Annotated in this window: 22 protein-coding genes; 6 read left to right on the forward strand and 16 right to left on the reverse strand. The window is 73.6% G+C overall.

Annotated elements, in window-relative coordinates; all coding sequences use genetic code 11:
• The first annotated feature begins 183 nt into the window (after positions 1 to 183).
• Positions 184 to 795: a hypothetical protein gene (locus tag I4I81_RS19655; RefSeq protein WP_218602638.1), complete on the forward strand. Its 612-nt coding sequence runs from the start codon at positions 184 to 186 to the stop codon at positions 793 to 795.
• Here I4I81_RS19655 and I4I81_RS19660 read toward each other — a convergent pair.
• From I4I81_RS19660 to I4I81_RS19670, 3 genes are read right to left on the reverse strand one after another with little or no spacing between them, the layout of a single operon-like run.
• The gene (locus tag I4I81_RS19660) at positions 758 to 1,456 is read right to left on the reverse strand and encodes a GntR family transcriptional regulator (RefSeq protein ID WP_218602637.1); all 699 of its coding nucleotides are present in this window, start codon (positions 1,454 to 1,456) and stop codon (positions 758 to 760) included. The genes I4I81_RS19655 and I4I81_RS19660 overlap by 38 nt on opposite strands.
• A 2-nt stretch (positions 1,457 to 1,458) precedes the next feature.
• The gene (locus I4I81_RS19665) at positions 1,459 to 2,166 is read right to left on the reverse strand and encodes a maleate cis-trans isomerase family protein (RefSeq protein ID WP_218602636.1); all 708 of its coding nucleotides are present in this window, start codon (positions 2,164 to 2,166) and stop codon (positions 1,459 to 1,461) included.
• Positions 2,163 to 2,657 (reverse strand): DUF3830 family protein, encoded by a 495-nt coding sequence (locus I4I81_RS19670; RefSeq protein WP_218602635.1) that lies wholly within the window; start codon positions 2,655 to 2,657, stop codon positions 2,163 to 2,165. Before I4I81_RS19670 ends, I4I81_RS19665 begins: the two co-directional genes overlap by 4 nt.
• A gap of 95 nt (positions 2,658 to 2,752) precedes the next feature.
• Here I4I81_RS19670 and I4I81_RS19675 point away from each other — a divergent pair, with 95 nt between their 5' ends.
• Complete coding sequence (locus I4I81_RS19675) at positions 2,753 to 3,721, forward strand: D-2-hydroxyacid dehydrogenase (protein ID WP_218602634.1); 969 nt, start codon at positions 2,753 to 2,755, stop codon at positions 3,719 to 3,721.
• Positions 3,718 to 5,121 (forward strand): amidase, encoded by a 1,404-nt coding sequence (locus I4I81_RS19680; protein WP_218602633.1) that lies wholly within the window; start codon positions 3,718 to 3,720, stop codon positions 5,119 to 5,121. The genes I4I81_RS19675 and I4I81_RS19680 overlap by 4 nt, the downstream gene beginning before the upstream one ends.
• A gap of 3 nt (positions 5,122 to 5,124) precedes the next feature.
• Here the strand turns inward: I4I81_RS19680 and tatB are convergent, their stop codons facing one another.
• The 4 genes from tatB to sigE form a co-directional block, all read right to left on the reverse strand.
• A complete protein-coding gene (gene tatB, locus I4I81_RS19685; RefSeq protein ID WP_218602632.1) occupies positions 5,125 to 5,559 on the reverse strand; it encodes a Sec-independent protein translocase protein TatB in 435 nt (144 codons plus the stop codon).
• A gap of 25 nt (positions 5,560 to 5,584) precedes the next feature.
• Positions 5,585 to 7,123, reverse strand: coding sequence for a S1C family serine protease (locus I4I81_RS19690; RefSeq protein WP_218616248.1), 1,539 nt, complete (start codon positions 7,121 to 7,123; stop codon positions 5,585 to 5,587).
• Between the two features lie 93 nt (positions 7,124 to 7,216).
• Positions 7,217 to 7,891, reverse strand: coding sequence for an anti-sigma factor family protein (locus I4I81_RS19695; RefSeq protein WP_218602841.1), 675 nt, complete (start codon positions 7,889 to 7,891; stop codon positions 7,217 to 7,219).
• Positions 7,888 to 8,538 carry an RNA polymerase sigma factor SigE gene (gene sigE, locus I4I81_RS19700; protein ID WP_218602840.1) on the reverse strand — a complete coding sequence of 217 codons (651 nt, stop codon included), beginning with the start codon at positions 8,536 to 8,538 and terminating at the stop codon, positions 7,888 to 7,890. Before sigE ends, I4I81_RS19695 begins: the two co-directional genes overlap by 4 nt.
• A gap of 218 nt (positions 8,539 to 8,756) precedes the next feature.
• Between sigE and I4I81_RS19705 the strand changes: the two genes are divergently transcribed.
• Positions 8,757 to 9,404 carry an O-methyltransferase gene (locus I4I81_RS19705; RefSeq protein ID WP_218602839.1) on the forward strand — a complete coding sequence of 216 codons (648 nt, stop codon included), beginning with the start codon at positions 8,757 to 8,759 and terminating at the stop codon, positions 9,402 to 9,404.
• A gap of 95 nt (positions 9,405 to 9,499) precedes the next feature.
• The gene (locus tag I4I81_RS19710) at positions 9,500 to 9,955 is read left to right on the forward strand and encodes a DUF6918 family protein (RefSeq protein WP_218602838.1); all 456 of its coding nucleotides are present in this window, start codon (positions 9,500 to 9,502) and stop codon (positions 9,953 to 9,955) included.
• A gap of 54 nt (positions 9,956 to 10,009) precedes the next feature.
• Here the strand turns inward: I4I81_RS19710 and glgC are convergent, their stop codons facing one another.
• Positions 10,010 to 11,269, reverse strand: a complete 1,260-nt coding sequence (gene glgC, locus I4I81_RS19715; RefSeq protein WP_218602837.1) for a glucose-1-phosphate adenylyltransferase — start codon at positions 11,267 to 11,269, stop codon at positions 10,010 to 10,012.
• 113 nt (positions 11,270 to 11,382) lie between these two features.
• On the opposite strand from glgC, the gene glgA reads away from it, so the two are divergent.
• The gene (gene glgA, locus I4I81_RS19720; RefSeq protein ID WP_218602836.1) at positions 11,383 to 12,543 is read left to right on the forward strand and encodes a glycogen synthase; all 1,161 of its coding nucleotides are present in this window, start codon (positions 11,383 to 11,385) and stop codon (positions 12,541 to 12,543) included.
• Between the two features lie 88 nt (positions 12,544 to 12,631).
• On the opposite strand, the gene I4I81_RS19725 is transcribed toward glgA, so the two are convergent.
• The 8 genes from I4I81_RS19725 to I4I81_RS19760 form a co-directional block, all read right to left on the reverse strand.
• Positions 12,632 to 12,799, reverse strand: coding sequence for a DUF3117 domain-containing protein (locus I4I81_RS19725; RefSeq protein ID WP_084211001.1), 168 nt, complete (start codon positions 12,797 to 12,799; stop codon positions 12,632 to 12,634).
• 115 nt (positions 12,800 to 12,914) lie between these two features.
• Positions 12,915 to 13,502, reverse strand: a complete 588-nt coding sequence (locus tag I4I81_RS19730) for a DNA-3-methyladenine glycosylase I (protein WP_218602835.1) — start codon at positions 13,500 to 13,502, stop codon at positions 12,915 to 12,917.
• A complete protein-coding gene (locus tag I4I81_RS19735; RefSeq protein WP_218602834.1) occupies positions 13,495 to 13,962 on the reverse strand; it encodes an SRPBCC family protein in 468 nt (155 codons plus the stop codon). Before I4I81_RS19735 ends, I4I81_RS19730 begins: the two co-directional genes overlap by 8 nt.
• Positions 13,959 to 14,324, reverse strand: coding sequence for a DivIVA domain-containing protein (locus I4I81_RS19740; protein ID WP_218602833.1), 366 nt, complete (start codon positions 14,322 to 14,324; stop codon positions 13,959 to 13,961). The genes I4I81_RS19735 and I4I81_RS19740 overlap by 4 nt, the downstream gene beginning before the upstream one ends.
• On the reverse strand, positions 14,309 to 15,268 hold the full coding sequence (locus tag I4I81_RS19745) for a glucosyl-3-phosphoglycerate synthase (protein WP_218602832.1): 960 nt from the start codon (positions 15,266 to 15,268) through the stop codon (positions 14,309 to 14,311). The genes I4I81_RS19740 and I4I81_RS19745 overlap by 16 nt, the downstream gene beginning before the upstream one ends.
• Positions 15,269 to 15,275: 7 nt before the next feature.
• Entirely contained in the window at positions 15,276 to 16,088 is an 813-nt protein-coding gene (gene folP, locus I4I81_RS19750; protein ID WP_218602844.1) for a dihydropteroate synthase, read from the reverse strand.
• A 44-nt stretch (positions 16,089 to 16,132) separates the two neighbouring features.
• Positions 16,133 to 16,693, reverse strand: coding sequence for an LOG family protein (locus tag I4I81_RS19755; protein ID WP_218602831.1), 561 nt, complete (start codon positions 16,691 to 16,693; stop codon positions 16,133 to 16,135).
• Positions 16,693 to 17,457: an LOG family protein gene (locus I4I81_RS19760; RefSeq protein WP_218602830.1), complete on the reverse strand. Its 765-nt coding sequence runs from the start codon at positions 17,455 to 17,457 to the stop codon at positions 16,693 to 16,695. The genes I4I81_RS19755 and I4I81_RS19760 overlap by 1 nt, the downstream gene beginning before the upstream one ends.
• Positions 17,458 to 17,463 lie beyond the last annotated feature (6 nt).

Consider the following 17,463-nt stretch of genomic DNA (forward strand, 5'->3'; position numbering starts at 1 on the left):
CGCCCCCGGCACGCCCGCGGCCGCCGCCGTCGGCGGACGTCGTCCGTTCCCTGCGGTGAGGACCACGCCCGGCGCCCGGACCCACCGGCCGGAGCAGTGTCAACCGTCGAGAGCAATGCTCTTGACGCGCTCCGCTCCCCCGGACAAACTGCGAGCACTGCTCTCGAATCCACGGAGGATCCCGTGCCGCACCGTTCCGACACCGCAGGCGCGGTCGCCTTCGCGGCGGCAGGCGCCCTGTTCGTCCTCTACCCCGCCGTCCGCCCCTACGGCGACCTCGATCCGGCCGCGACCGCCGCCGCGTTCGCCTCCCCCGCGTGGCTCGTGGCCCACCTCGCCGCGGTGGCGGCGTTCCTGCTCACCGGGTTCGGCCTGGTCGCGCTGACCCGGCGCGACCGCGGACTCGGTCCCGCGACCGGGTTGTGGTGGACCGGAGCCGGGCTGACCATCGCCTACTACGGCGCGGAGACGTTCGCACTGCACGCGCTCGGCGGACGGGTCACCGACCCGGAGCAACTCGCGGCACTGGCCGAGGCCGTCCGGATGGGCCCGGTGCAGACGGTCGTGTTCGGCGTCGGCCTGGTCACGATGGCCGTGTCCGCCGTGCGGGTCGCAGTGGCCCTGCGGCGCGACGCCGTGCTGTTCGCCGCGGGGATGGTGCTGTTCCTGCCGCAGTTCTTCGCCCCGCCCGGCCTGCGGATCGCGCACGGCGTCCTGCTCGGTGCCGGCTGCGTGGTGCTGGCGGTGCGGCTCGCGACTACGCGGGCGGCGCAGGAGCCTGCGTCGCTGTCGTGACGGCCACCGGGGCCAGCAGGCGGGTCACCGCGTCGGCCATGTGCGCCTCCAGAGCGGCGGTGAGCCGGTCCCTGTCCCCGGCCCGCACGGCCTCGCACAGCTCGCGGTGCTCGGCGAGCAGCCCCTCCGGCGGCGGCGCGGTCTGCTGCAGCGCGGCGAGACACATGCGGGTCTCGACGAGCAGCCCGTCGGCCATCCGCCGCAGCCGCGGGCTCCCCGACGCCGCGACGAGCTCGGCGTGGAACGCGTGGTCGGAGTCGGCGATCGCCGCCGGGTCGCCCGCGGCCACCGCGGTGGCCATCGCGGCCAGCGCGTCGTCGAGGCGGTCGGCGGCGCCGGCGCGGTCGCCGTCGAGCAGCAGCAGGCCCGCGGCCCGTTCGACCGACGCCCTCGCGTGGTAGATGTCGCGGACGTCGGCGGCATCGAGGTCGCGGACGAACAGCCCACGGTGCCGCTCGCTGCGCAGCAGCCCCTCCGCGACGAGCCGCTGCATCGCCTCCCGCAGGGGCCCGCGGCTCACCCCGAGCCTGGTCGCCAGCTCCACCTCGCCGAGCTGCGTGCCCGGCGGGAACGTGCCGCGCATGATCGCGGTGCGGATGCGGTCGGCCACGATCGCCGCGGTGGAGCGGCGCTCGACCGGTTCCAGATCGGTCAGGTCCATGGTCACGTCGCGAACAACCGCCCCAGGCCGGGGCGCGGACCACCCGCGCCGGCGAGCCGCAGCCCCTGCCAGATGCTCACCTGGTTGGCCGTGAGCACCGGCTTGCCGACGCGCGCGTCCAGGGCGTCGAGCAGGTCGACGGTGTGCAGCGCGGTGTCGGGCAGCAGCACCGCCTGCGCGTCGGCGTGATCGGCTGCCTCCGCGAACGCGAGCACGTCGTCGGCGGGCAGGGTACCCACCTCCGCCGCGGTGACGATCCCGCGCGCGGACAGCCGGACGACCGTCACCCCGGCCCGGGCCAGGAACGCCACGAACCGCTCCGCGACGTCGTCGGGGTAGGTCGCGCCGACCGCGACGCGGGCGATGTCGAGGTGCGCGCAGGCGTCGGCGAACGCGAACGACGTGCTCGACGCCGGGACACCCGCCGCGACACCGAGTGCCTCGACCTGCGCGGTGGCGCCGTCCCAGCCGAAGACGAAGCTCCCGCTGGTGCAGGCCCACACGATCGAGTCGAGGGGGCCCGGGAGCGCCCGCGCCCCGGCGGCGAGGACGTCGTCGCCCCCGATGTCGAGCAGCGCGTCGACGCGGTGGGCGTCCTCGCGCATCTCGGTGTGCACCAGCGGCAGGCGGGGACCGTCGAGGAGCCGTTCGGCGCGCGGGTAGTCGTCCTCCGCGGAGTAGCCCGGGTACAGGATGCCGACGGTCGTCATGCGCGCTCGTAGACCAGACGCTCACCGACGCTCCCGGAGCGCCACACGTCGTGGCACGCCTCGGCGATCACGTCGAGCCCCTCGACGATCGCGCCGAACACGTTGCCCGGCACCCAGCCGACGTCACCGTTGATGAGCAGGTTGTTGCGGCCGTAGAAGATCGCGAGGTCGATGCCGCCCGCCTCGCTGTCGATGCCCTGGTCGGCCTTGAACGCCTCGTCGAGGACGCCGCCGGAGAAGTCGAAGTAGCACAGGTCCCCCGGGATCGGGGTGACGGTGGTGTTCTCGTGGCCGATCCGCGGGCCGAACCGCGGGACGATCGTGTACACCTCGTTGCGCGCGTACTTGGCGTGCTGGGCCGGGCCGGCGAGCGGGCCGTCGGCCGTCGCCTCCCACACCGCGGCGACCGTGCGCGGGGCCTGCTTCTCGAGCAGTTCGGCCACGCACGAGACGCCGCGGCGCTCGAGGCTGATGCGCAGGAGCTTGGACAACAGAGATCACCTCGGGTTGGGCAGGCAGATTGTTGACAATCATACGAACGCTTCCTAGCGTGTCAATCGGTCGACCCGCACCCGTCGAGAGGATCATGAACGTGCCCGTTTCCGCAGATCAGGGGCACGATCCCGTCATCACGATCCTGCACTCCGCCGACCGTCCGAAACACCTCGACGGACCGGGTGTCCGCTTCGTCACCGATGACACGCTGACAGCGGCACTCCCCGGCACCGAGATCCTGCTGGTCTGGGACTTCATGTCCACGGCCGTGCGCGACGCGTTCCCGGCCGCCGACTCCCTGCGCTGGGTGCACACCGCGAGCGCGGGCGTCGACCGGTTGACGTTCCCGGCGCTGCTCGACTCCGACGTCGTGCTGACGAACTCGCGCGGCGTCTTCGACACCCCGATCGCCGAGTACGTCACCGGCCTCGTCATCGCGATGGCCAAGGACCTCGCCGGCACGATCGACGCGCAGTCGCGGCGGGAGTGGCGGCACCGGGAGAACGAGCGGGTCGGCGGGCGCACCGCCGTCGTCGTCGGCAGCGGTCCGATCGGGCGCGCGACCGCCGCGATGCTGGCCGCGGTCGGGATGCGCGTCGAGTTGGTGGGGCGCCGCGCGGACGAGGGCGTGCACCCGATCGAGGACCTGACCACGCTCCTGCCACGCGCGGAGTGGCTGGTGCTCGCCGCCCCGCTCACCGACTCCACCCGCGGGATGCTGAACGCCACGACGCTGGGCCTGCTGCCACCGCGGGCCCGCGTGATCAACGTCGGCCGCGGCGCGCTCGTCGTGCAGGACGACCTGGTCGCCGCACTGCGCGACGGCACGCTGGCCGGGGCCGCCCTCGACGTGTTCGAGAAGGAGCCCCTGCCCGCCGGCTCCCCGCTGTGGGACCTGCCGGGCGTCATCGTCTCCCCGCACATGTCGGGTGACATCCTCGGCTGGCGCGACGAGCTGGAGACCCTGTTCGTCGACAACCTCACCCGCTACCGGGCGGGTGAGCCGCTGGCCAACGTCGTGGACAAGACGCTGGGCTTCGTGACGGGAAGTGCTCGATGACCTCCGCCGACCTCACCGCCGTCGAACTGCTCGCGGCGTACCGCTCCGGCGAGCTCTCCCCCGTCGAGGCGACCCGCGACGCGCTCGACCGCATCGAGACCTACGACCCGGTCGTCAACGCGTTCTGCCTCGTCCAGGCCGACGAGGCGCAGGCCGCGGCGAAGGAGTCGGAGGCGCGCTGGCAGCGCGGCGAGCCGGAGGGATCGATCGACGGCGTCCCGACCTCGGTCAAGGACCTCCTGCTCACCGCGGGCCGCCCCACGCTGCGCGGCTCGCGGACCATCGACCCGGCGGGCCCGTGGGAGGTCGACGCCCCCGCGGTGGCGCGGCTGCGCGAGCACAACGCGGTGATCCTCGGTCGCACCACCACCCCCGAACTGGGCTGGAAGGGCGTGACCGACTCCCCGCTCACCGGGGTCACCCGCAACCCGTGGGACCCGACGAGGACCGCGGGCGGGTCGAGCGGCGGCAGCGCGGCGGCCGTCGCGCTCGGGATGGGCGCGCTGAGCCTCGGCACCGACGGCGGCGGTTCGGTCCGCATCCCGGCCGGCTTCACCGGCACCTCGACGATCAAGCCGACCTACGGCCGCGTGCCGAACTGGCCCGCGAGCCCGTACGGCACGCTCGCGCACGTCGGCCCGATGACGCGCAGCGTCGCCGACACCGCCCTGCTGCTCGACGTGGTCTCCGGCTTCGACCCGCGCGACCCGTGGGCGCTGGCCCCCGGCCTGTCCGCGTCGGACGCCGTCGCGCGGGCCCAGGTGTCCGGGCTGCGGATCGCCTCCAGCACGACGCTGGGCTACGTCGACGTGGACCCGGAGGTGGCCGCGGCGTTCGAGTCGGCCGTCGACGTGTTCGCGACGCTCGGTGCGTCGATCACCGAGACCGACCCCGGGTTCACCGACCCCGTCGATGCGTTCGAGACGCTGTGGTTCTCCGGAGCCGCCAAGTCGATCGAGCACCTGGGGCCGGAGCAGCGCGCGCAGATGGACCCGGCCCTGGTGCGCGTCGCGGAGCAGGGCGCGGGGGCGAGCGCGCTCGACTACCTCACGGCGATGGCCGTGCGCAACGACCTCGGGAAGGCGATGGGCGAGTTCCACACCCGCTACTCGCTGCTGCTGACCCCCACCCTGCCGATCCCGGCGTTCGAGGCGGGCGTCGAGGTGCCGTCGGGGTGGCCGCGGGAACGCTGGACGTCCTGGACGCCGTTCACCTACCCGTTCAACATGACGCAGCAGCCCGCCGCGAGCGTGCCGTGCGGATTCACCCGGGCCGGCCTGCCGATCGGCCTGCAGATCGTCGGGCCCCGCCACGCCGACGCGGCCGTGCTCGCCGCCGCCCACGCGTACCAGTCGACGACCTCCTGGCACCTGCAGCGGCCGCGGCCGCCCCTCGGCTGAGGATCAGGTCGCGTCGGGGTCGATCGGGGGGCGCTCGTTCTTCGCGAGCGCCTCCGGTGCCGGGCCGGTGGCCGGGTGGCGCTGGGGGGTGCCGCCGTTCTCCTTGGACAGGTACGGCGAGCCGTTGCCCGTGCCGTTCCTCGGGGCGAACCCGTTGGGCTTCTCGGCGGGGCCGTCGTCGAACAGCGCGCGGGTGGCCGCGGTCTTCGGGTTGAAGTTGCGCAGGCCGCGCAGCTCCTCCAGCGGCTTGCGCAGCTCGTCGAACTCCGGGCCGAGCTCGCCCTTGAGCTGATCGCGCGCCCCGGAGGCGTACTCCTTGACCTGGCGGATCGCGCCGCCCAACCAGGCGGCGGCCGAGGGGAGCCGTTCGGGACCGAGGATGAACAGCCCGGCCACGACCAACACCATGATCTCGCCCCAGCCGACGCTGTCGAACATGGTCCGATCCTACTCGCGCCCCGGATCAGTCCGAGGCCAGTACCACCGAGACCGTCAGCGGACGGCCCTCCCGGATCAGCCCGACGGGCACGGTGGCGCCCGGCTCGAACTCGCGGACGGCGACCTCGAGCTCGTCGGCGCCCGCGATGCTCCGCTCGCCGAGGGTGACGATCACGTCGCCCTCCAGGATGCCGCCCGCGGCGGCGGCACCGCCCTGCTGGACGTTCTGCACCTGCGCACCCGCGGACGTGTCGTCCTCGACCGAGCGCGCGTTCACGCCCAGCTCGGCGTGCTTCACGATCCCGGTGCGGATGAGCTCCTCGGCGATCACGCGGGCGTCGTCGATGGGGATGGCGAACCCGAGCCCGATCGACCCGCCCTCGCCCCCGCCGATGCTGCTGATCGCGGTGTTGATCCCGACGACGGCCCCGGTGGCGTCGACCAGCGGGCCGCCGGAGTTGCCCGGGTTGATCGCGGCGTCGGTCTGGATCGCGTCGATCACCGCGTTGACGTTGCCGCCGCCCTCGAGGCGCACCGGCCGGTCGAGCGCGCTGACGATGCCCTCGGTGACGGTGCCGGCGAGCCCCAACGGGGAGCCGACGGCGATCACGGCGTCGCCGACGGCCAGCGCGGACGACGTCCCGATCTGCGCGACCACCGGGTTGGTGACGCCGACGCGGATCACGGCGAGGTCGGTCTTCGGGTCGCGCCCGACGATGGCGGCCCTGGTGCGGGTGCCGTCGCTGAAGACCGTCTCGATCGTCGCGCCCTCGACCTCCGCGGCCGGGGCGACGACGTGGTTGTTGGTGAGCACGAAGCCGCTGCCGTCGATGACGACACCGGAGCCGGTGCCGCCCTCCTCGCCGACGCGCACCTCGATGGAGACGACGGCGGGCACGACCCGCTGGGCGATGTCGGCGACGGAGCCCGGTGGGCGCGCGATGGCCGGCTCGACCGACGCGAGGGTGGCGCCGGGCTCGGTCAGCGAGTTGGCGCCCTCGGCGGTGAAGCGGCCGACGATCCCGCCGACCGCGCCGACGGCGAGCGCGACCACGGCGAGCAGGGCCAGCGCGCGAGGGTGGACGCGGCGCCCGAACAGCACCTCGCGCAGGCTCAGGCGTGACCCCTCGTCGGTGGGTGCGGCCGCGGGGGCCGCGGGGTCGACCGCGGGCGGGCCGAGCGCGACCCCGCTGGCGGGGTCGCGCCACGGGTCGTCCTCGGCCCCGGCCCACAGCGGGTCGTCCGCGCCGGGATCGGGTGCCCCGGAGCCGGGCGGGCGCTGCAGCGCGTCGGCGCCGGCGGCCGGGCGCCCGAACGCCGCGGCGAGTGCGGGCGGGGCGCCGGTCGCGACCGGCGGGGCCGCGGCCCGCGCGGCGGGTGTGGCGAACCCCGCGGCGAGCCCGGCCGGGCGGCCGAACACCGACTCCGCGGAGGCGTCGACGGCGGGACGGTCGAGCGGGCGCGGCTCCAGCCGCGGCGGCCCGGCCCCGTTCACCTGCCCGTCCTCCGGGTCGGCCGGACGCCCTGGATCCCGGGCGGCGTCGCTGGTCGCGCGGTCAGTCATCGGCGGCGGGGACTCCTGGGACGGCGGGCGGGACGGGCCGTGGTCAGCCTGCCGCAGCCGGGGTGAAGTCCGTGTACCGGGCCCCGGGGGCCGTCAGCGCAGGCCGTGGCGCAGGAACGTGCGCGGGGCGCGCAGGCCGCCGAGCCGGGCATCCTCGGCCGCGGTGGTGGCGTCGAGACCCAGGCGGGCCGGCACGACACCGGACACGCCCAGCACGGACCCTCCGAGGACACCGCGGTCGGCGGTGGGGCCCGGGACGGACGGGAGTGCGGCGGTGCCGAAGGCGAGCGCGCCGATGGCGATACCGGAGGCGGCGGCGACCCCGGCGCCGAGGCGCAGGCGCCGTGCCGCGGCCGGGCGCGCACCGTGCGTCCGTTGCCCGTCGGCGAAGCCGGGACGGCCGGTGTCGGCGGGGACGGCGTCGGCGGGGACGGCGTCGGCACGCAGCACCGAGACCAGCTGCCCCTCGGTGCTGACGGCGAGACCGGCGGGCACGTCGGGGAGATCGGTGTCCTGCGGGATGGCCCGCAGAGCGGAGAGCAGCGACGTCGGGAGCGACGGGCAGGAGGCGCCGCGCAGGGCGGTGCGCGCCTGGCGCTGGGCCACGACCTCGGCCGCGCAGTCCGGGCAGGCGGCGACGTGCTGGGTGGCGCGGGCGTGCGGTCGCTGGGCGAGCTCGTCGTCGACGAAGGCCACGACGGCGTCCGACGTGAGGTGTGTCTGACCCCAGTCGGACGTGTTCACCGTGAACAGTCGACGCTCGCTCATGCCCTGACCTCCTCCTGCGTGCCCGCGGTGCGCCCCGCGGCCCGGTCGCGCTCGATCGCGGCCCGCAGCGCGGCGCGGCCGCGGTGGATCCTGCTCCGCACCGTACCCAGCTTCACGCCGAGCGTGGCGCCGATCTCCTCGTAGGACAGCCCCTCGACGTCGCAGAGGACGACCGCGGCACGGAACTCGGGGGGCAGCTCGTCGAGCGCGGCCTGCAGCGCCGGGTCGAGGTGGGTGTCGGAGAACACCTGCTCGGGCTCGGGTCCGCGGCCGGGGATGCGCTCGGAGTCGTCGGGCAGCGCCTCCATGCGGATGCGCGCGCGCCGGCGGACCATGTCGAGGAACAGGTTGGTGGTGATCCGGTGCAACCAGCCCTCGAACGTGCCGGGGCGGTACGACGCGAGGTTGCGGAACACCCGGACGAACGTCTCCTGGGTGAGGTCCTCGGCGTCGTGCGGGTTGCCGGTGAGGCGGTACGCGAGGCGGTAGACCCGGTCCGCGTGTTCGCGCACGACCTCGTCCCACGTCGGCGGGGTCCACGGCGCCCCCTCACCGGGCAGAACCGTGCCACCGGGCAGCACCGTCTCGCCGGACAGCACCGCGTCGGTGTGCTGCGGGGCTGTGGCGGTGGCCAGGCCGTCGGTCATGATCTTCTCGAACCCTCTCGGCGCGGGTCGTGCTGCTCGTGCCAACGTCCTCAGTCTCCGGGGAGTTCCCCGATCTGCGGTGCACCGGCCGACGACCCCGACCGATCTGTGCACCACGGTGCCCTACGTCTGTGAACGAGGGGTGAGAAGCGACTGAGAGGAACCTGTGAAGGTGCAGTTCCCCGACGTGGCGACGGCCACCCAGTAGCCTTCCCCCCATGACCGTCCGCACGGACGACGGCTACCCGTGGGCCGTCCGCGACTACGTCGAGGGGTACCTCACCGAGGACGACGTCGTCCGCGATGCGCGCACCCGTGGCGACGCGCTCGGCTGCGCCCCGATCGGGCCCGGCTGCGGGGTCGGTCTGCGCTTCGTCGCGGCGGCGATCGGCGCGCGCGCGGTCGTTGAGATCGGCACCGGCGCGGGCGTCAGCGGGCTGTGGCTGCTCGGCGGGATGGCCGTCGACGGCGTCCTGACCTCGATCGACGTCGACCCGGAGGCGCAGCGCGTCGCCCGGTCGGCGTTCGTGGCCGCGGGATACGCCCCCGGACGGCTGCGCCTGATCAACGGTATGGGCCTGGAAGTGCTGCCACGGCTCACCGACGGCGGCTACGACCTGGTCTTCGTCGACGCCGCCGCCGCCGACTACCCCCGCTACCTCGACGAGGCCGTGCGCCTGCTGCGCCCCGGCGGCATCGTCGCGATGGCCGGCGTCCTCACCGGTGGGGTCACCGACCCGGCCGCCACCGACGTGTCGAGCGTCGCGCTGCGCGAGGTCGCCCGCCAGGTGCGCGAGGACGAGCGCCTGGTCCCGGTCCTGCTCCCGCTGGGCGACGGGCTGCTGGCCGCCGTGGTCACCACCTGATCGGGTGCCCCGGGCGCTTCGCGAGTTCGATCTTGCATTACCGTCCTGCCCGGCCGAGATGCCTCGGTGAGTGGATCAGAAAGGACGACACACCCGTGACGCAGACCCTCAACGCCATCCTGCTGGACCCGACCCGGCGCCCGACCGTCGTGACGGACCTGCAGACGCTGGTCGACCAGGAGGTCTCGGACTCCGGCGGTGTCTCCGGCGCCGTCATCAAGACCGGGTACGCCACGGTCAAGAAGGTCAAGCCGGGCATCGTGACCAGTGCGGTCGACAAGATGCTGCCCGACTTCGCCACCGCGCTGGAGCCGTTCTACGCCGACTACCGCGCCACCGCGGGCACCGACTTCGGCGCCTACCTCTCGGCCCGCCCGGCCGAGGCCGCCAACGCGCTCCTGTCGGTCAGCGACCGCCGCGCCGAGGGCAGCAGCTCCGACGCCGTCAAGAAGGTCTACGGCAAGCTGCGCCCGCAGGGCCAGAAGAACGTCGAGGAGGCGCTGCCCCGCCTGGGCCGCCTGATCGACCAGCACGCGAGCAAGACGGTCTGATCCCCCTGGTGCTCGGAGACCGTGGCTCCGGCCACGGTCTCCGGGCCTGGTCGTCTAGAGGGCCGTCAGGCCCTTGCCCAGCACCACGACGCCGCCCGGGCTCACGGTGTAGCGGGCCCGGTCGGTGGCCAGGTCGACGCCGACGAGCGCGCCGTCCGGGATGTTGACGTTCTTGTCCAGGATCGCGCCGCGCACGACGGCCCCGCGACCGATGCGGACGCCGGGCAGGATCACCGAGTCCGACACCTCCGCCCCCGCGTGCACGAGCACGTTGGGACTGATCACCGAGCGGCGCACGATCGCCCCGGAGATGATCGTGCCGGAGCCGACGATGGAGTCCTGCGCGATGCCGCCCTCCACGAACTTGGCCGGCGGCAGCGGCGCGGTGGCCGTACGGATGGGCCAACGGTCGTTGTAGAGGTTGAAGATCGGGTGCACCGACCACAGGTCGTTGTGCGCCTCGTAGTAGGCGTCGATCGTGCCGACGTCGCGCCAGTAGCCGGAGTCGCGGTCGGTGGCGCCGGGCACGACGTTCTCGGCGAAGTCGTAGACCGACGCCTGCCCCTCGTTCACCAGGCGCGGGATGATGTCGCCGCCCATGTCGTGGTCGGAGTCGCCGTCCTCGGCGTCGGCCTTGAGCGCGTCGAGCAGCACCTCGGTGGTGAAGACGTAGTTGCCCATCGACGCGAACGTGAGGTCGGGGTCGTCGGGCACCGACGGCGGGTCGGACGGCTTCTCCAGGAACTCGATGATCTTCCCGGACTCGTCGGAGTTGATGACGCCGAACGCCTTCGCCTCCGCCCGCGGCACCCGGATACCGGCGACGGTGACGCCCGCGCCGCTCTCGATGTGCTGCGTGATCATCTGGCTCGGGTCCATGCGGTACACGTGATCGGCCCCGAAGACCGCGATGTAGTCGGGGCGTTCGTCGTAGACGAGGTTGAGGCTCTGGAAGATCGCGTCGGCGCTGCCGGTGTACCAACGCCGGCCGAGCCGCTGCTGCGCCGGCACCGTGGTGATGTACTGCCCGAGGACGCTCGAGAGGCGCCAGGTCGTGGAGATGTGCCGGTCGAGGCTGTGCGACTTGTACTGCGTCAGCACGCAGATGCGGTGCAGCCCGGCGTTGACCAGGTTGGACAACACGAAGTCGATCAGGCGGTAGTTGCCGCCGAACGGCACGGCGGGCTTCGCCCGATCGGCCGTGAGCGGCCACAGCCGCTTGCCCTCACCGCCCGCCAGCACGATGCCCAGCACGTTGGCCGGCAGACCGCGGGGCGACGCAGCCGTGAGCCGAGCGCCCGTCACAGCAGCCATCCCCGCAGCATCACGGTGCCGAGCCTAGTGGCCTCGGCCCGTGCCCGGCCACATCTGGATCCGTGCGGAGCACGACAACCCGCGGGGGTCTCCGGGCGGCTACGGTGCACGGCGTGCGCATCGGCCTGCTCACCCGTGAATACCCGCCCGACGTCTATGGGGGGGCCGGGGTCCATGTCGAGCACCTCGTACCTGCGCTGCGGGCCCTGATCGACGTCGATGTCCACTGCTTCGGGGAACCCCGTACGGGCGCACTCGACACCTACGCCCACCGGGCGCCCGGAGCGCTCGCCGGTGCGAACCCCGCGCTGCAGACCCTCGGCGTCGACCTGTCGATGGTGGCCGCCCTGGACGGCGTGGACATCGCGCACTCGCACACCTGGTACGCCAACATGGCCGGGCACCTGGCGAAGATCCTGCACGGGGTGCCGCACGTCGTCACCGCCCACTCGCTGGAGCCGCGGCGGCCGTGGAAGGCCGAGCAGCTCGGCGGCGGCTACCGGCTCTCGTCGTGGGTGGAGCGCACGTCCTACGAGTACGCCGACGCGGTGATCGCGGTGAGCGCGGGCATGCGCACCGACGTCCTCGACTGCTACCCCGCGCTCGACCCGACACGGGTGCACGTGGTGCACAACGGCATCGACACCGTCTTCTACCACCCCGACGAGCGGCGCGACGCCGTCCGCGCCGCGGGTGTCGACCCCGACCGGCCGATCGTCGTGTTCGTCGGCCGGATCACGCGGCAGAAGGGACTGGGGCACCTGGTCGCGGCCGCGCACCGCATCGACCCGGCGGCGCAGGTCGTGCTGTGCGCGGGCGCGCCGGACACCCCGGAGATCGCCGAGGAGACCGAGAAGGCCGTCGCCGAGCTCGCCACCGCGCGGGGCGACGTCGTGTGGGTGCGCCGGATGCTGCCCACGGCGGAGATCCGCCAGCTCCTGTCGGCGGCCACGGTGTTCGTCTGCCCGTCGGTGTACGAGCCGCTGGGCATCGTCAACCTCGAGGCGATGGCGTGCGGCACGGCGGTCGTCGCGTCCGACGTGGGCGGCATCCCGGAGGTCGTCGAGGACGGGGTGACCGGCACCCTCGTGCACTACGACCAGCACGCCGAGGACGAGTTCCGCACGGGCATCGCCGACGCCGTCAACGCCCTGCTCGCCGACCCGTCGCGCGCCGCCGGGATGGGGGCCGCCGGGCGGGTGCGCGCCGAGCGCGAGTTCGCGTGGGAGCAGGCCGCGGCCCGCACCGTCGACATCTACCGCTCGCTGCTCTGACCCGGCCCCGGACGACGAACGGCACCCCCACGCTTCCTCGCGTGCGGGTGCCGTGTCGTTCGGTGGACCACCGGGGTGGTCCCGTGTCTCAGCCGGATGCGGCCTTGAGGGCGTCGCCGAGGTCGCTGGCCTCCTCGGCCGACATCTCCACGACCAGGCGGCCACCGCCCTCCAGCGGGACGCGCATGACAATGCCGCGTCCCTCCTTGGTCACCTCCAGGGGACCGTCACCGGTACGGGGCTTCATCGCCGCCATGTCCTGCTCCCTCCGTCATCATGTCTGCAGGGCGCCGCTGCGCCGGGGAGAGCGCAGGACGGGATGCTGAGGAACATCTTTCCTCATCGGAGGGACAGGGCCGCAACCGGAGCGATCAATCCGCCCAAGGTTCACGCTGCGGAGCGGATCTCCAACACTCCGCGACGTGATCGTCGACCAGTCCGACGGCCTGCATCAACGCGTAGCAGGTGGTCGGCCCGACGAAACGGAGCCCGCGCCGCTTGAGCTCCTTGGCCATCGCGACCGACTCCGGGGTGGTGGCAGGCACGTCGGCGAACGTCGCGGGCGGGACGTGCGACGCGGGCGCGAAGGACCACAGCAGGTCGTCGAGCGGGGTGTCGAGGTCGAGGACCGCGCGGGCGTTGGAGATCGTCGCCGCGATCTTGGACCGGTTGCGGACGATGCCGGCGTCGCCGAGCAGGCGCTCCACGTCGGCGTCGTCGAACCGGGCGACCTCCTCGGGGACGAAGCCCGCGAAGGCCGCCCGGAACGCGGGGCGCTTGCGCAGGATGACGATCCAGGACAGCCCGGACTGGAAGCCCTCCAGGCTCAGCCGCTCGAACATCGCGGTGACGCCACGGACGGGACGTCCCCACTCCTCGTCGTGGTACCGGGTGTACTCGGGCTCGGACCCCGCCCACGCGCAGCGGACCCTGCCGTCATGGACCCCGTCGTCAGGCACCCCGGCGGTACTCCTGCTCGCACTGCCGCGCCATCTTCCGCAGCGACATCTCGACGCCCGCGCGGAACGCCGGGCGCACCAGCGGCCAGCCCGCCCGGCCGAGCGGGCCCAGCGGGAGGTCGAGCAGCTCGGTCCACAGGAAGCGGGCGCGCTCGGGGCCCAGCTCGACGACCTCGAACACGCCGTCGCCCTTGACGACCTTGCCGGTGTGCCGGACGACGCAGCGCTTCGGAGGGTCCCACTCCACGATGTCCATCGTGTCGGTGACGCCGAGCGGCCCGATGCCCGTGACGGCCCGCAGCGACGCGCCCAGCTCGCGGCCGTCGCCCCCGCCGACGACCTCGACGCGGGTGCCGAGCATCCAGTCGCCCTGGCCCGGCCAGTCGGTGATCGTGCGCCAGACCGCCTCCACGGGCGCGTTGACGTCGACGGGAACGGTCAGCTCGACCCGGTTGTTCATGGCGGCGATCCTTCCAGCCCCCGGTCCTCGCCGCTCGGGCTCGTGCGCACCGACCGGGATCCCTCCAGCTCCGCGACGCGGCCGAGCAGTCCGTCGCGTTCGGCGCCCACGCGGTCGAGCTCCTCGGCGAGGCGGTCGAGCACCCAGTCGACCTCGGTCATCCGGTAGCCGCGCACGGCCTGGGGGAAGCGCAGCTCGCGCACGTGCTCCCCGGCGATCTCCCCCGACGGCAGCCGGGTGGGCGTGGCGTCGGGCGCCAGTGGCGCCAGCTCCTCGCCGCGGCCGAACACGAACGCGGCGACCCCGAAGAACGCCGCCGCGACGAGCACGACGACGAACAGGTAGATCAGCGCGGTCCCCACCCCGAGATGGAACCACGGGACCCCGACACCGTGGTCATCGGCGGCCGTTCCGCGACCGGCGCGTCAATCGTCGACGGCTGCCACTCGCCGCCGACCTGGACGAACTGCGTCAGCTCCCCGCCCCCGGTGGCCAGTCCGCAGCGCGACAGCGCGGCCGCCACGATCTGCCGGGACATGACGCCGAGCTGCAGCAATGAGCGGTTGCGGTGCTTGCGGACGCCGAGGTTGACCTGCGCGAGCGCGTCCAGGCCGAGCCGGGAGTGCGTGTCGAGCAGCAGCCCGATCTCGACGCCGTACCCCGTCGCGAACGGTACGGACTCCAGCAGCGCCCGGGTGGCCGCGTACTCCCCGCCCAGGGGCTGCACGATCCCGGAGAGCTCGGGGCGCAGTGCGGCCAGGAGCGGACGGGCGACGAGCTCGGTGACCCGACCCCCACCCGTGTCGTTCTGCGTCGTCTCCATGCGCAGCGGGCGCCGGTAGAAGCCCTTCACCAGCGCGACGCCCCGCTCCGCGAGCAGCGGGCCGAGGAGGGCGGGGACGAATCCGGGATCGAAGTCGACGAGATCGGAGTCGAGGAAACAGATCACGTCGCCGTCGGTGGCGGCGAGCGAACGCCAGAGCACCTCCCCCTTGCCGGGCAGCGGCTCCAGCTCCGGCAGGACGTCGGCGCGGTGCACGACCCGGGCCCCGGCCGCGGTGGCGCGGGCGACGGTGCGGTCGGTCGACCCGGAGTCGACGACGACCAGCTCGTCGACCAGCGGGGCCGCACCGGTCGTCAGGGGCAGGATCGCGGTGACGATCGCGCCGACCGTCTCCTCCTCGTCGAGCGCGGGCAGCACGACCGACACGCGGCGACCGGCCTTCGCGGCCACCAGCTCCTCGACGGTCCATGCCGACTCCTGCCAGGTGCGGCGGGCGAACCAGGCGTCGGTACTGGGCTGCATCGAACTCCTACGCGAGGGCGCGAACGGTCCGCACCGGCGGGCGGGTGCCCGCGATGGCCGCGACCATGTCCACGGTACGTCGGGTCGCGGCGACCTCGTGGGCGCGGAACACCCGGCACCCGGCCGCGGCGGCCAGCGCGGTGGCGGCGAGGGTGCCCTCCAGCCGCTCGTTCAGCTCCACGCCGAGCGCCTCGCCGACGAAGTCCTTGTTGGACAACGCCATCAGCACCGGCCAGCCCGTGGCCACCAGCTCGTCGACGCGGCGCAGCAGCGTCAGGCCGTGGAAGGTGTTCTTGCCGAAGTCGTGGGTCGGGTCGATCAGGACGCCCTCCCGCGGCACCCCCCGCGCGACGAGGTCCTCGGCCTGCCCGACGACGTCGGCGATGACGTCCGCCACCACGTCGGCGTAGCGGACGCGGTGCGGGCGGCGCCGCGGCACCGCTCCCCCGGTGTGCGAACAGACGATCCCGGCCCCGGTACCCGCGGCGACCTCACCGAGGCTCGGGTCGGCCCCGGCCCAGGTGTCGTTGAGCAGGTCGGCCCCCTCGGCGACGGCGAGCTTGCCCACCTCGCCGCGCCAGGTGTCGACGCTGATCACGACGTCGGGGTGGCGGGCGCGGACGGCCGCGACGAACGGGATGACGCGGCGGATCTCCTCCGCGGCGTCGACCTCGTCGCCCGGACCGGCCTTGACCCCGCCGATGTCGATGATGTCGGCACCCTCGGCCACGGCCGCGTCGACCTTCGCCATCGCCGCGGAGTCGGAGAACGTGGCGCCGCGGTCGTAGAAGGAGTCGGGGGTGCGGTTCACGATCGCCATCACCAGCGCGCGGTCCTGGGCGGGCTCGCGGGTGCCGAAACGGATCACACGGTCGATGGTGGCACGGCCACGCCCGTCCCGCAGGCGTCCAGCGCGGCCGCGACGTCGCTGGTGACGACGAGCCGGGCGATCGCGTCGGGTGTGACGAACCCGCGCTCGCCGAGCCCGCGGACCCAGTCGAGCAGGCCCGTCCAGTGCCCGTCGGGGTCGAGCAGGACGACGGGCTTCGCGTGCATGCCGAGGTAGCCCGAGGTCCACACCTCGAACAGCTCCTCGCAGGTGCCGAGCCCGCCGGGCAGGGCGAGGAACGCGTCGGCGTGGGCCTCCATGAGGGCCTTGCGCTCACGCATGGTCTCGGTGACCAGCAGCTCGTCGGAGTCGAGGTCGGCCCACTCGCGCTCCACCATCGACCGCGGGATGACGCCGGTCGTGCGGGCCCCGCCGGCCCGCGCCGCCGTGGCGACCGCGCCCATCATCGAGCGCTGCCCGCCGCCGGAGACCAGCTCCCAACCGCGCGCGGCGATCTCCCGGCCCACGTCGGCGGCGAGCGCCGGGTAGTGCGGGGCGATGGTCTCGATCGACGCGCAGTACACGCACACCTTCATCAGTGCGCGTCCTCCCAGGCCCTGTAGGCCTCGTGCACCACCCGCACGGCGTCGTCGACGTCGTCGGTGAGGTGCAGCAGCTTGATGTCCTTCTCGCCGACCTTGCCGTTCTCCAGCACGGTCTTGGCGATCCAGTCGTAGAGCCCGCCCCAGTAGTCGGTGCCCAGCAGCACCACCGGGAACTTGGTGACCTTCTTCGTCTGCACCAGCGTCAGCGCCTCGAACAGCTCGTCGAGCGTGCCGAACCCGCCGGGCAGGCAGACGAACGCCTGCGAGTACTTGACGAACATCGTCTTGCGGGCGAAGAAGTAGCGGAAGTTGATCCCGAGGTCGACCCAGTCGTTGAGGCCCTGCTCGAACGGCAGCTCGATACCCAGCCCGACGCTCAGCCCGCCCGCCTCGGAGCAGCCCTTGTTCGCGGCCTCCATCGCACCCGGCCCGCCACCGGTGATCACCGCGTAGCCGGCCTCGGCGAGGGCGGTGCCCAGCGCGCGGCCCTGGGCGTACTCGATGTGGTCGCGCGGGGTGCGGGCCGAGCCGAAGACCGTGACGGCGCGGGGCAGCTCGGCGAGCATCCCGAAGCCCTCGACGAACTCGGCCTGGATCCGCATGACCCGCCACGGGTCGGTGTGCACCCAGTCGCTGGGGCCGCGCGAGTCGAGCAGCCGCTGGTCGGTGGTGGTCGACTCGTTGCGGCGCTCTCCGCGCAGCACGATCGGGCCCTTCTGCTTCTCGTCGGGGCGCTGATCCCCACGGCCTCTCATGTCCGT

It is taken from the genome of Pseudonocardia abyssalis (assembly GCF_019263705.2).
GTDB classification, from domain to species: Bacteria; Actinomycetota; Actinomycetes; order Mycobacteriales; family Pseudonocardiaceae; genus Pseudonocardia; species Pseudonocardia abyssalis.